The 12,969-nt window shown below is 70.2% G+C and carries 13 protein-coding genes; 6 read left to right on the forward strand and 7 right to left on the reverse strand.

Annotated elements, in window-relative coordinates; all coding sequences use genetic code 11:
• The first annotated feature begins 365 nt into the window (after positions 1-365).
• Positions 366-1,385, forward strand: a complete 1,020-nt coding sequence (locus GY170_RS09040) for a hypothetical protein (protein ID WP_163892419.1) — start codon at positions 366-368, stop codon at positions 1,383-1,385.
• Between the two features lie 235 nt (positions 1,386-1,620).
• Here GY170_RS09040 and GY170_RS09045 read toward each other — a convergent pair whose 3' ends face one another.
• The 7 genes from GY170_RS09045 to GY170_RS18480 form a co-directional block, all read right to left on the reverse strand.
• A complete protein-coding gene (locus GY170_RS09045; protein WP_163892421.1) occupies positions 1,621-2,901 on the reverse strand; it encodes a sigma-54-dependent transcriptional regulator in 1,281 nt (426 codons plus the stop codon).
• On the reverse strand, positions 2,898-4,667 hold the full coding sequence (locus GY170_RS09050) for a sensor histidine kinase (protein ID WP_235937820.1): 1,770 nt from the start codon (positions 4,665-4,667) through the stop codon (positions 2,898-2,900). The genes GY170_RS09045 and GY170_RS09050 overlap by 4 nt, the downstream gene beginning before the upstream one ends.
• A 53-nt stretch (positions 4,668-4,720) precedes the next feature.
• Positions 4,721-5,083 (reverse strand): DUF1850 domain-containing protein, encoded by a 363-nt coding sequence (locus GY170_RS09055; RefSeq protein ID WP_163892427.1) that lies wholly within the window; start codon positions 5,081-5,083, stop codon positions 4,721-4,723.
• Positions 5,080-7,152, reverse strand: coding sequence for a TRAP transporter permease (locus GY170_RS09060; protein WP_163892430.1), 2,073 nt, complete (start codon positions 7,150-7,152; stop codon positions 5,080-5,082). Before GY170_RS09060 ends, GY170_RS09055 begins: the two co-directional genes overlap by 4 nt.
• A 74-nt stretch (positions 7,153-7,226) precedes the next feature.
• On the reverse strand, positions 7,227-8,177 hold the full coding sequence (locus GY170_RS09065; protein WP_163892432.1) for a TAXI family TRAP transporter solute-binding subunit: 951 nt from the start codon (positions 8,175-8,177) through the stop codon (positions 7,227-7,229).
• A 201-nt stretch (positions 8,178-8,378) separates the two neighbouring features.
• Complete coding sequence (locus GY170_RS09070) at positions 8,379-8,729, reverse strand: isoprenylcysteine carboxylmethyltransferase family protein (protein ID WP_235937821.1); 351 nt, start codon at positions 8,727-8,729, stop codon at positions 8,379-8,381.
• A 2-nt stretch (positions 8,730-8,731) separates the two neighbouring features.
• Positions 8,732-9,109, reverse strand: a complete 378-nt coding sequence (locus tag GY170_RS18480; RefSeq protein WP_328800687.1) for a 3-oxoacyl-[acyl-carrier-protein] synthase III C-terminal domain-containing protein — start codon at positions 9,107-9,109, stop codon at positions 8,732-8,734.
• A 258-nt stretch (positions 9,110-9,367) separates the two neighbouring features.
• On the opposite strand from GY170_RS18480, the gene zrgA reads away from it, so the two are divergent.
• From zrgA to GY170_RS09100, 5 genes are read left to right on the forward strand one after another with little or no spacing between them, the layout of a single operon-like run.
• Entirely contained in the window at positions 9,368-10,003 is a 636-nt protein-coding gene (zrgA, locus tag GY170_RS09080; RefSeq protein WP_163892435.1) for a zinc uptake protein ZrgA, read from the forward strand.
• A gap of 3 nt (positions 10,004-10,006) precedes the next feature.
• A complete protein-coding gene (locus GY170_RS09085; RefSeq protein ID WP_163892438.1) occupies positions 10,007-10,705 on the forward strand; it encodes an ABC transporter ATP-binding protein in 699 nt (232 codons plus the stop codon).
• Positions 10,702-11,952, forward strand: a complete 1,251-nt coding sequence (locus GY170_RS09090) for an ABC transporter permease (protein WP_163892441.1) — start codon at positions 10,702-10,704, stop codon at positions 11,950-11,952. The genes GY170_RS09085 and GY170_RS09090 overlap by 4 nt, the downstream gene beginning before the upstream one ends.
• 11 nt (positions 11,953-11,963) lie before the next feature.
• Positions 11,964-12,482, forward strand: coding sequence for a DUF3299 domain-containing protein (locus GY170_RS09095; protein WP_163892444.1), 519 nt, complete (start codon positions 11,964-11,966; stop codon positions 12,480-12,482).
• Positions 12,476-12,967: a DUF3299 domain-containing protein gene (locus tag GY170_RS09100; protein WP_163892447.1), complete on the forward strand. Its 492-nt coding sequence runs from the start codon at positions 12,476-12,478 to the stop codon at positions 12,965-12,967. The genes GY170_RS09095 and GY170_RS09100 overlap by 7 nt, the downstream gene beginning before the upstream one ends.
• Positions 12,968-12,969: the final 2 nt, after the last annotated feature.

Below are 12,969 nucleotides of genomic sequence, written 5' to 3' on the forward strand. Positions count from 1 at the left end.
CATGGCGCGGACCACACCACCTGGGCCGGGCACTTGCAACCTGCTGAGCGCAAAGCAGGACGGGAGGGCAACAGGAGCTGCTGACCAATGTAATGTATTGGTCTTTGCGACGGACCGCGGCGCATCCGCCGCGGCAGGACAAAGCGAAGGTCTGCAGGCCCCGGGCGAAGCGCCCTCTGCGCCGGAGTGCGGGCCAGCCGGGCAATCTCCGTTGACAGGTCTCACGTCTCTCCTCACCATCAACGCGTCTGAGGACAGGCATCGCATCAGCGAGGCTGCTTGGGAGGGCAGCCGACAACGGGAGCGTCGCGGTAAGGAGCGAGCGCGCAGCCCGGCCTGTTCAGGCAGTTTTGGAGGAGGAAAACATGAAGACCACTGCACTGACACTGCTGCTTGCCAGTACGGCAGCACTCGGCGGCACGCAGGCCGCCCTTGCCCTCGACGCCGACTACTGGCGCGGCGGCTGGCGCACCGAGCTCGGCACCGAGCCGCACATCTACCAGTTCGTCATCGAGGGGGAGGATGTCCGCGGCTACTATTGCACCAACTGCTCCGACGTCACGACCGCCGGCTTCATCGACGGCACATGGAGCGAGGAAGACGGGCTGGAATACACCGTGCGCTTCCCCAACCCGGATGGCTCGATCCATACGACGCTCAACCAGCAGGCCATGCTCGAGGGCAGCGAGATCACGGTCACCGGTGACGGCGTCGACGGTGATCTGATCCTCATCAAGGATCCGCGCGGCCCCGATATCGGCGCCAACCCGGTCGAGATGTATCCGCCCGGCACGCCGGCGACGCCCGCGATGGAAGACGCGCCGCCGCAGGGCAAGACCGCCGGCATGACGACACAGCCGGGGTCCGAGGGCTATTGGGCGCCTGCGCCGTTCGATGAGGAGCTGACCATCGACGACGTGGCCGGCACATGGATCGCCCTCTTCTGGGGCGGCATCGGCATGAACAAGCAGCTCTTCCACTTCGTCCGCTTCGAGGACGGGCTGCGCGGCTTCGTCTGCGGCCGGTGTGACAACCCCTTCACTCACGGGGGCCTCGAGGACATCACGATCGACGGCGAGCTCGTCTACTACAAGATCACCCACGAGGACTGGGGCCCGCCCGGCTCCTGGCACCAGGACGTTGGCCGCATCGTGCAGAACGAAATGGTCGTCGCCGCCTTCATCGATCAGGACGTGAACGCCGGCAACATCCCGGCCGAAGCACCGCCGATCGAGGGCTACGTCTACTCGATGCTGGGGCCGATCGCGCCGGAGGCGACGGTCAGCACCTCGTCGGAGAACGTCGACATCTGGGGCCCGGGCACCGGCTCTTCGGTCGAGCCGCCCGAGGGCCGCGAGCCCGTCGCCTTCAACTTCCCGGAGTAGCAAAGCCGGGTTGACGCGCCGAAGCGGAGGTCTCCTGAACTCCGCTTCGGCGCACCTCGCGGACACACCGGGACATCAATCTTCTCAGTCGCCCGGTCGCGAAAGGGGGAGTGCGGTCCCTGTTGCACCACTGAGCGGCCTGCGGCGCTTTCGGGCTGGTCGCTCGAGGGATCGGACCGGAGGGGTCAGGTCATCCGCCCGGCCTCCTGTCCGAACCGGTCGCACCTCCGGCCCCTCACTTCCGCCCGTTCCGCAGAAGCGGCGAGCGGGCGATCTTGTCGTTGAGGGTCCGCCTCGGCAGGCCGAGGATGCGGGCGGCGCGGTCGGTGTTGCCGCCGCAGCGGTCGAGGACACGGGCGATCTCCCGGCTTTCGAAATCCGCCACGAGGTCGCGCAGGGTCTGCTCGCCGCCGGCGCGCGCCGCGCCCGTGCCGGCCTCCTGACCGGCGAGGCCAAGGATGTAGCGGTCGGCCGCGAGGCGCAGCTCGTGGGCGTTGCCCGGCCAGTGATGCGCCTGAAGCGCGCGGCGGGCGCGGAAATCCGGCTCCGGCGCCTCGCGGCCGAAGCGGGCCGCGGCGGCGGAGAGGAAATGGGCGAAGAGCGCCGGGATGTCCGTGGCGATCTCGCGGAGCGGCGGCAGGGGCAGGACGTAGCCGGCGATGCGGTAGTAGAGGTCCTCGCGGAAGGCGCCCTCGCGGATCGCCTCCACCAGCGGACGGGAGCTGGAGGCGACGACCCGGAAGCCGCCCTCGGCGTCGTCCCGGCGGCTCTCCAGAACCCGGAGCAGCTTGGGCTGGAGCGCCGGGGAGAGCGTCTCGATATGATCGAGGTAGAGCGTGCCGCCCCGCGCCTCGCCCACGAAGCCGCCCGCGCCGGGGGGCGGGCCGAAGAGCGCCTCGTCGGCGCCCGTCTCCGGCAGGCTGGCGCAGTTCACCGCGACGAAGCGGCCGGTCCGGCGCGGGCCGCGGCGGTGCAGGATGCGCGCGGCGAGCTCCTTGCCGGTCCCCGTCTCGCCCACCAGCACGACGTCGATGTCCACCGCAGCCAGCTCGGAAAGGCGGCGGCGCACCTCGTCCATCGCGCGGCTCTCGCCGATCAGGTCCTCCTCCGGCTCGAGGCGGCGCTGGAGGCGGGCGACCTCGGCCTTCAGGCGGCCGGTCTTAAGCGTGCGCTCGACGACGGAGAGCAGGTGCTCGGCGTCGTAGGGCTTCTCCAGGAAGTCCTCCGCCCCGGCGCGCATGGCGCGCACGGCGTGTTCCACGTCGCCGTGGCCCGTCAGCAGGATCACCGGCAGGTCGACCCCCTGCTCCTTCAGCGCGCCGATCAGACCGATCCCGTCGAGGCCCGGCATCCGCAGATCGCTGAGGATCAGCGCCGGCGGCGCCTCAAGGGCGGCCTCGATGGCCGGCGCGGCGCCGGTGAAGGGGACCGCCTCGTGGCCCGCGGCGCCCAGCAGGTCGCAGAGGCTGGCGAGGTGGTCGGGGTCGTCGTCCACCACATGCAGGCGCGCGCTCATTCCGCGGCGAGCCCCGAGACGGCGCCGGGGCTGGCCCGCAGCCCGATGGCGTCGAAGGCGAGCGTCGCGCGGGTGCCGCCGCCGGGCGCGGGGCCGATCTCGAAACGGCCGCCGAATTCCTCGACGATGGTGCGCGAGATGCTGAGGCCAAGGCCGAGGCCGTCGCCGCCGGTCTTGGTGGAGAAGAACGGCTCCCCGATGCGGGCCAGCAGCGGCGCGGGGATCCCCGGGCCGTTGTCGGAGACGGCGATCTCCACCCGCCCCTCCGCCTGAAGTCGCGTCACGTCGATCCGCCCGCCGGGGCGGTCCGCCACCGCGTCGAGGGCGTTGCTCAGAAGGTTGACCAGTACCTGCTCGAGCCGCACCTGCCCGGCCATCACGATCGGCGAGTCGCCCGAGGGTTCGAAGACCATCCGCGCCCCGCCCGCCGCGCGCAGGCCGACAATCTCCAGCGCCGAGCGGATCGCGTCGTCGACGGCGACGGGCCGGGGGGCGACGGCCTCCTTCCGGGAGAAGCTTTTCAGATGCTTGATGGTGCGCAGCATCCGCCGGATATGGGCGCGCGCAGCCTCCACCCTCCCGCGGCTCGGCGCGTCCTCGATCCCGCCGGAGAGGAGCGCGGCGGCGAGCGAGGCCTCCATCGCGGCGAGCGGCTGGCTGATCTCATGCACGATGGCGGCGGACATGCGCCCGAGCGCGGCCATCTTCTCTGACTGGACGAGCGCGTCCTGCGCGGCGCGCAAATCCATCTCCGCCTGCCGGCGCTCGTCGATCTCGCGGGCGAGCTCCTGTGTCCGCTCCGCGACGCGGCGCTCGAGGATGGCGCCCTGGTGCAGCCGCATCGCGAGGACGCGCCGTTTCTGCAGGTGCGCCTGCAGCAGCACCGAGAGCATCAGGCCCGCCAGCGCCCCCAGCAGCGCCGCTCCCCAGGCGAGGCGCATCAGGGGGCCGAGCGGCGTCGCGGCCAGAAGCTGCCAGTCGTCGACCGGCAGCGTCAGGGCGCTCACCAGCCGGGCGCCGTCCGGCCCCTGCACGCGGTCCGGGTCGCCGCCCGCCGCGATCAGCGGCGCGGCCTCCGTGACCGGGATGTCGGCATAGGCGCGGCTGGCGAGGATCGCCTCCGCCTGCGGCGGCTCCAGGGGCCGCACCGGGCGGTAGAGCCAGTCCGGATCGCCTGAGAGGATGACGATGCCATGCCGGTCGGCGAGCGCCAGCGTCACCCCCGTGCGCGCCCAGTCCTGCTGGAGGGGGCGCAGGTCCAGCTTGACCACCATCACCGCGTCGCGGCCCTCGATCTCCACGCGGGTGGAGAGGAAATAGCCCGGCTCCCCGGTCGTGACGCCGACGGCGTAGAAGCGCCCGGTGCCGGCCTCCATGGCTTGCGTGAAATAGGGCCGGAAGCCGTAATTATGGCCGAGGAAGGAGCCGGGGCTGTCCCAGTTGCTCGCCGCGATGGTCGTGCCGGCCCCGTCCATCAGGTAGAGTTGATCGGCCCCGGCCCTCTCGGCGGCGATCTGCAGCGCGCGGTTCGCGGCCTCCGTCGCCTCGGGGCCCTCGGTGACCAGCGCCCGGATGCGGGGGTCCTCCAGCATGACAGAGGGCAGCGAGCGGAAGCGCTCCACCTCCGCCTCGAGGCGGGGCCCGGCGAGGACGAGCGACTGCTCCAGCCGCTCCGCCGCCATCCGCTGCGCCATCTGCCAGCCGGCGAGCCCGGCCAGCGCCGCGAGAGCCGCGCAGAGCAGCAGCGTGATGAGCGGCGGGGGCATATGACGCGACATGCCTATAATCTTGGCATATCGCGAACGCTTTGTTGAGATGATCATTCGCGGCCAGAGCACGGCGCGAGGGCGAGCGGCGGGCCCGCGGCTCCCCCGATCTCCCGGCACGTCCCGTCGGCGCAGAGTGTCCATGGAGAGGCCGTCGCCCCCGATGCGGCGAGGAGGAGCTCCGGCACCTCCAGCCCCCCGGGCGAGACCCACCATCCGTCCTCCAGTTCCGCCTCCGGCCCCGGCTCCATCCCCGCGCCGGAGCCCTTGAGGGCGGAGTGCAGGAGGGTGAGGCGCTCTGGCCCCACCTCCCACGTCTCCACCCATTCCGTCTGCTCGACGGAATGGGTCCAGCTCAGCGTGATGACCGGATCGGCCAGCGCAAGGAGCGCCGCCCCGACCGCGAGGCAGGTCATGCGACGACCCGCCGGTTGAGCCACCAGATCGCGCCGGCGGCCAGCGCGGCGAGGGCGAAGCCGATCTCGTCGGTCATCGGCACCGAGGCGATCAGCGTGAAGGCCGCGACCATCGCCAGCCCGCGCACGGCCCAGTTCAGCGGCCGCCCCAGCCAGCCGATCACCGCCACGCCCCAGAGCGCGATGGAGATCACCGTCTTGGCGATCACGTAGACCACCGCCGGCCAGAAGCCGATGGCCTCCGCCAGCGGCCCGCCGGGCTGGAGCATCAGGAACGGCGTGTAGACGGCCATGAAGGGGATGACGAAGCCCGCCGCCGCGACCTTGATCGCCTCCATCGAGATGCGCAGCCCCCCCGCCTTGGCGATGGGCGCGGCGGCGAAGCAGGCCAGCGCCACGGGCGGCGTCAGGTCGGCCAGGATGCCGAAGTAGAAGACGAACATGTGGCTGACGATCAGCGGCACGCCGAGGTCGAGCAGCGCCGGACCGGCGATGGAGGAGGTGATGATGTAATTGGGGATCGTCGGGATCCCCATACCGAGGAAGATGCAGGTGATCATCGTCAGCACCAGCGACAGGAACAGGTTGTTCTGCCCGATGGAGACGATAAACTGCCCGAAGGTGTTCGCCGCCCCTGTCAGCGTCATCGTCCCGATGATGACACCCACCAGCGCGCAGGCGACGCCTACGGGCAGCGCCGTGCGGGCGCCCTCGGCGAGGCTGTCGCGGATGTCGCCGAGCGTCTGCCGCCCGCCGCGGGTGACGGCGCACCAGAGGACCAGCGCCGCGATGGCGGCGATCAGCACGTCGACCCCGAATTGCAGGAAGGCGGCGGCGACGAGGCCGAGGCCGATCCAGAAGAGCGTCCGCATCGTGCCTTCGGGCAGGCCGAGCACGGCGGTGCCGCCGAGGATGAGGAGGACGGTCAGGCCGAGGCCGACGGTGCCGGCGAAGAGCGGGGTGTAACCGCCAAAGAGCAGCACGACGAGGATGACCAGCGGCACCAGCAGCATCCAGCCGGCCTTCACGGCGGCCAGCGGCGACGGCAGCTCCGACCGGGGCAGCCCCCGCAGCGCGAACTTGCCCGCCTCCAGATGCACGATCCAGAAGGCGGAGGCGAAGTAGAGGATGGCTGGCACGATGGCGGCCTTGACGACCTCGACGTAGGGCACGTCGATCGTCTCGGCCATGATGAAGGCGACCGCGCCCATGACCGGCGGCATGAGCTGGCCGCCCATGGAGGCGGTGGATTCCACGCCGCCCGCGAAGGCCGCCCGGTAGCCGAAGCGCTTCATCAGCGGGATGGTGAACTGCCCCGTCGTCACCACGTTGGCGACGCCGGAGCCAGAGATCGTGCCCATCAGGCCGGAGGAGATGACGGAGACCTTCGCCGCCCCGCCCTGCCGGTGCCCGAAGAGGCCCATGGAGACATCGGTGAAGAGCCTGATCATCCCGGCCCGTTCGAGGAACGAGCCGAAGAGGATGAAGAGGAAGATGTAGGTCGAGGAGACGTAGACCGGGATGCCGTAGATCCCTTCCGTCCCGAAGCCCATGTGGTCGACCACCTGCTCGAAGTCATAGCCCCGGTGGTTCAGCGGGAATGGCAGGTACTCCCCGAAGAGGCAGTAGGCGAGGAAGAGGCCCGAGATGATCGGCAGCGCGATCCCCATCATCGCGTAGCCCGCGGCGAAGACGGTGATCAGCAGCGTCACGCCGATGGCGATGTCGGCGGGGGTGGGCCGCCCGGCCCGCATGATGAGGTCGCGGTACTCCACCCACTGGTAGGCGGCGACGGCGACGGAGGCGGCGGCGAGCGCCCAGGCGAGCGCCTTGAGCGCCGGCCCCGCGCCCTTGGCATAGGCGATCAGCGGGAAGGTCAGCGCGGTCAGGAAGCCGACATGCACCGCCCGGATGACCTGGCTCGGCAGGCTGACGAGATGCGCGGCGGTGACGATCTGGAAGATGGAGAAGACGACGGCGATCCAGAAGAGGACGCGGCCGATGGTGCCGGCGGGAAAGCTCACGCCGTGGGCTTCCGCCGGGACGGGCGGAGTCGCGGTGTCGGACATGGGGGGACCTCCCGGTCGCTCGGGGAAAGGGCGCCCGTCCGGGCGCCCCTTTTGACGTGGTCGAGGGTCGGCGATCAGTCGATCATGCCCTGTTCGCGGTAGTAGCGCTCCGCGCCCGGGTGCAGCGGGATCGGCATCCCGTCGAGCGCGGCATCGAGCATGATCTCCGCCGCCGCCTGGTGGGAGGCGGTGAGTTCTTCGAGGTTCTCGAAGAGGAGCCGCGTCATCTCGTAGGCCGTCTCGTCGGAGACGCCCGCGTGGGTGACGAGGTAGTTGGAGATGGCGATGGTCGGCACGTCCTCCTCCTGCCCGTCATAGGTGCCGGCAGGGATCGTCGCGGCCTGGTAGGGCGCGCCCAGCGTCGCGGCGATCTCGGCCGGGATCGAGACCATGGTGATATCGACGGAGGTGGACAGGTCGCGGATGGAGGCCACGCCGAGGCCGGCCGACTGCAGCGTCGCGTCGATCTGGCGGTTCTTCATCAGCTCCACCGATTCCGCGAAGGGCAGATACTCGGTCATGCCGAGATCGTCGTAGGACATGCCGGCGGCGCCGAGGATGGCGCGCGCATTCAGCTCCGTCCCCGAGGCCGGGGCGCCGACCGACACGCCCATGCCGGCGAGATCGGCGAGCGTCGTGGCGCCGCTCTCGGTGGAGGCGACGATCTGGATGAAGTTCGGGTAGATGGCCGCGATCCCGCGCAGCTGGTCGAGCGGCGCGTCGAAGCCCGCCTCGGCATCGCCCTCCCAGGCGGCGGCGACCGTGTCACCGAGCGCGAAGGCGATCTCGCCCCGCCCGTCCTGGAGCAGGTTCATGTTCTCGACCGAGGCCTTGGTCGATTGCACCTGCGTGCGCACGCCGTCGATGTTCTCGGCGTAGATGTTGGAAAGGCCGACGCCCAAGGGGTAGTAGACGCCGGACGTCCCCCCGGTCAGGACGTTGATGAACTCCTGCGCGTGACCGGCGGCCGGAATGGCCAGAACGGACGCGACAACAGTGCCGCGCAGAGCGGTGAGATACGACATTGGTTTCCTCCCTCGTCGTTCGCGGATGCGAATGGCGGGAAGGATGACCGAACAATCGGCTCACGCGAACGAAAGGAGCGGTACCGGGGAAAAGGAGCTGGCAGAAAGCTGCCCGACCTCCGGCAGGAAACGACCATGGCCCAACCGGGGGTAGAATTTTTGTGGCACGCCGCCGCTTTCTCCCCGGCCCCTGAATCCTCCTCACTCAGGCTGCAGCGCGATGTCCTCCGCCCGGATGCGCACAGTCAGGACCAGCGCGTTCAGGATCGAGAACACCACTGCGACCTCCCACAGCCCGAGCACCAGCGGCGCCACCGCGATCTCGCAGACGACGAGCACGTAGTTGGGGTGGCGCAGCCAGCGGTAGGGGCCGCGGGCGACGAGGGGGGTGTCCGTCACGATGATGCGCGTCGTCCAGCGGCGGCCGAGCGAGGCGAGGATCCAGACGCGAAAGGCCTGAAGCAGCACGAAGACGGCCAGCCAGACAGGCTGCAGCGGCTGGTCGTGGCCGAAGATCACGAGGCAGAGGATCCACGCCGTGTGCAACGCCACGATCAGCGGGTAATGGCCCGGCGCCGCCTGCCAGCAGCGCCGCAGTGTTGCGGCGCGCCAGCACCAGCTCCGACAGGCGCTGGACGACGAGGACGGCGAGGAAGAGCGCGGCGCCGAGCGTCATGCCGCCTCCACCGTGATCCCGACTGGCCCGTGGCGAGCACCCGGTCGAGGACGAAGAGCACGGTCGGAGCCGACATGTTGCCGACGTCGCGCAGCACCTCGCGCTCCGCCGTCAGGACCCCCTGTTCGAGGCGCAGCGCCCGCTCGATCGCCGTCACCACCTTGGCGCCGCCGGGGTGGCAGACGAAGCGGTCGACATCGCCCTGCGTCATGCCGCAGGCGGCCAGCGCCTCGGCGGCGGCGAAGTTCTCGTCGATGAAATGGCGCGCGTCATTGTGCCGCTTGCGGCACCGCGCCCGGGGGGGGCGGGCCCCTGCCCTGCTGTGCCAGCGCGCCCTGCGCCCGGCGCTGGCCCGCCGCCTGCGGAGGCCTCACCACCCCCGGCCCCGGACAATTCCCCCTTCCGTCACATGGCCGTTATGTTATAGCGTCATATGCAACACTATAACATATCCGGCGCAGGGCCCCGCCCCGGACCCGTCAGCCGCCGGATCGCCAGAAAGGACATGCTCGCCATGAGATACACCGCCCTGACCCTCGCCGCCGGACTGGCCGGCCTCGTCGCCGCCCCGGTCCTGGCGCAGGACGAGCATCGTGAGCTCGGCGCGCATGAGCATGGCGTCAGCACGCTCGACATCGCCATCGAGGGCGGCGACATTGCCCTCATGCTGCACGCACCGGGCGCCGATATCGTGGGCTTCGAATACGAGGCCGAGAGCGACGGGGACGTCGCCGCCGTGGCCTCCGCGCTGCAGACGCTGGCCGACCCGCTGGCGCTGTTCGACTTCGGCGCCGATGCCGATTGCACCGCCTCGCCCGCCGAGGTGGAGGTGATCCAGGGTGATCACGACGAGCATGAGCACGACGAGGATCACGACGAAGACGAGGATCACGACGAGCACGAGGACCATGACGAGCACGACGATCATGACGAGCACGAGGACCATGACGAGGACCACGAACGCGCCGGCGGCCACAGCGAGTTCGAGGCCGTCTATGCCGTCAGCTGCGCCGGCACCGTGACCGAGATGTCCTTCCCCTTCTTCGACCTCTTCCCGAATGCCGCTGAGATCGAGGTGCAACTCGTTTCCGAGACGGGGGCCAGCGCGGCCGAGATCACGCGCGACGCTCCCCAGCTCGCGCTCGACTGAGCGATGAGCGGGTCCGCCCTCACCCTTGCGGGTTTGCTTCACCAGTATGACGGTGGGGGCGGGTTCACCCTGCGCTGCCCGGAATTCTCCGTCGCGGCGGGCGAGAGCGTCCTGCTCCTCGGCGAAAGCGGCTCCGGCAAGTCGACGCTGCTCAGCCTGATCTGCGGCATCCTCGCCCCGAAGGAGGGGCGGATCGACATTGCCGCGACCGAGCTGTCGAAGCTGCGGCCGGCGGCGCGGGATGCCTTCCGCGCCGAGCATATCGGCGTCATCTTCCAGCAGTTCAACCTGCTGCCCTATGCGAGCGCGCAGGACAACGTCCTGCTGCCGCTGCATTTTTCCTCCGCCCGGCGCGCCCGCGTCACCGATCCGCCGGCCCGCGCCCGGGCGCTGCTCGCCGCGCTGGGCCTGCCGGAGGGGACGGCGGCCGTCGCCGCGCGCCACCTCTCCGTCGGCCAGCAGCAGCGGGTCGCCGTGGCCCGGGCGCTGATCGGCGCGCCGGAGCTGATCGTGGCGGACGAGCCGACCTCGGCGCTCGATGCCACCACGCAGGGCACCTTCCTCGACCTGCTCTTCGATCAGTGCCGCGCCGCCGGATCGGCCCTGCTGATGGTCAGCCATGACCCCCGCATCGGCAGCCGCTTCGACCGGGTCGTTGAGCTCGCAGACATCGTCACAACCGAGCGGGCCGCTGCCGCATGATCTTTCGCCTCGCCTTCGCCTCGCTCCTCGCGCGGTCGCTGACCGTTGGAATGACCGTTCTGTCCATCGCCCTCTCCGTCGCCCTGTTCCTCGGGGTGGAGAAGGTGCGCACCGGCGCCCGCGCCAGCTTCGCCGATACGATCAGCAACACCGACCTCATCGTCGGGGCCCGCTCCGGCTCCGTCCAGCTGCTGCTCTACTCCGTCTTCCGCATCGGCAACGCCACCAACAACGTCACCTGGGAGAGCTACCAGGACATCGCGGCGCGGCCGGAGGTGGACTGGATCGTGCCCATCTCGCTGGGGGACAGCCACCGCCAGTTCCGCGTCATGGGCACGACGGCGGAGTTCTTCGAACGCTACAAGTTTCGCGGCGGGCGGGACCTCGCCTTCGAGGACGGGCGCGGGCTGGAGGACCTCTACGACGCCGTCGTCGGCGCCGACGTGGCGGAGACGCTGGGCTATTCGGTGGGCGATCCCATCGTGGTCTCTCACGGCCTCGCCTCCTTCACCGAGCACGCCGACCAGCCCTTTCGCGTCGCCGGGGTGCTGGAGAAGACGGGCACCCCGGTGGACCGGACGGTGATCGTCAGCCTCGAGGCCATCGAGGCGATCCATGTCGACTGGCAGTCGGGCGGGCGCATCCCCGGCCAGTCGACTCCGGTGGACGAGATCCGGCAGATGGAGCTGACCCCCACCGCCATCACCGCCGCGCTGGTGGGCACGGAATCGCGGCTCCAGATCTTCGCCCTGCAACGCTGGATCAACGAGTATCCGGAGGAGCCGCTGCTGGCCGTGCTGCCCGGCGTGGCCCTGCAGGAGCTCTGGGCCATCGTCGGCGTGGCGGAGACGGCGCTGATCGGTGTCTCCGCCATGGTCGTCGTCACGGCGCTGATCGGGATGATGGCGATGATCTTCTCCTCCCTCAACGAGCGGCGGCGGGAGATGGCGATCTTCCGGGCGATGGGGGCCAAGCCCCGCACGATCCTCGGGCTGCTGGTGCTGGAGGCGGCGCTGATGGCCGCCATCGGCGCGCTCGCCGGGATGGCGCTGCTCTATGCCGCGCTCGCCGTCGGCCGGCCGCTGATCGACGCCGCCTTCGGCCTCTGGCTGCCGCTCGATCCTCCGAGCCTGCGCGAGCTGCAGACGCTCGCCGCCGTCATCGCCGTTGCCGTCATCGTGAGCCTTCTGCCAGCGCTGCGAGCCTACAGGCTGTCCCTCGCGGATGGTATGATGGTGCGAACATAAGGAGACCCGCCATGCCCGCCTCCCTCCGCCGACGCACGCTGCTTGCCCTCGGTGCCGGCGCCCTTGCCGCGCCGTTGATGCCCCGCGCGGCCCTCGCGGCCGATCCGCTGGAGATCACGTGGGACGATCTGGTGCCCCCCGGCACGCCGTGGCCAGAGATCGCGGGGCAAGGCGTCTATGACGAGGTCAACGACATCTGGCGCCCGGAATGGGACGAGAATGGCCTGAAGATGAACACGGCCTATGACGGCAAGCTCATCCGCATGCCCGGCTACATCATCCCGATGGTGTCGGACTCCAGCGGGGTGACGGAGTTCATCCTCGTCCCCTACGTCGGCGCCTGCATCCACGTGCCGCCGCCGCCGCCGAACCAGCTCGTCTACGTGACCACGCAAGAGCCCTGGGGCAGCGACGACATGTGGACGGCGATCTGGGTGACGGGCCTCATGGAGATGGAGGCCCGCTCCACGGAGATCGCCGAGATCGGCTACCGCCTCACCGCACAACAGATCGAAGAATACCAATGGTAAACCGCCGCACCCTCCTCGCCGCCCTGCCCGCGGCGCTCATCGCCCGCCCGCTCCTCGCCGCCCCGGTCGAGCTGAGCTGGGAGGATCTCGTGCCCCCCGGCGGCGCCGTGGCGCCCGACCTCTCCGGCGTCATCGAGCATGACGAGGCCAGCAGCCTCGCCGCGCAGCAGCCGCTCTCCAGCGGCGTGCGGGATGACTGGAACGGCGAGACGGTGCGCATCGCTGGCTTCATGATCCCGCTCGATTACTCCGGCACCGGCGTCACCGCCTTCATGCTGGTCCCTTACGTCGGCGCCTGCATCCACGTGCCGCCGCCGCCGGCGAACCAGCTGATCCTCGTGACGACCGAGCGCCCCTACGAATCCGACGGGCTCTTCGAGCCGATCGTGGTGACGGGGATGTTCGGCAGCGCCTCCGTCTCCACCCAGCTGGCCGACGTGGGCTATGCGCTCTCGGCCGACAAGGTGGAGCCCTACCAGGGGTAAGG

Origin of the sequence: Pseudoroseicyclus tamaricis (genome assembly GCF_012070395.1) — a bacterium.
GTDB lineage: Bacteria > Pseudomonadota > Alphaproteobacteria > Rhodobacterales > Rhodobacteraceae > Pseudoroseicyclus_A > Pseudoroseicyclus_A tamaricis.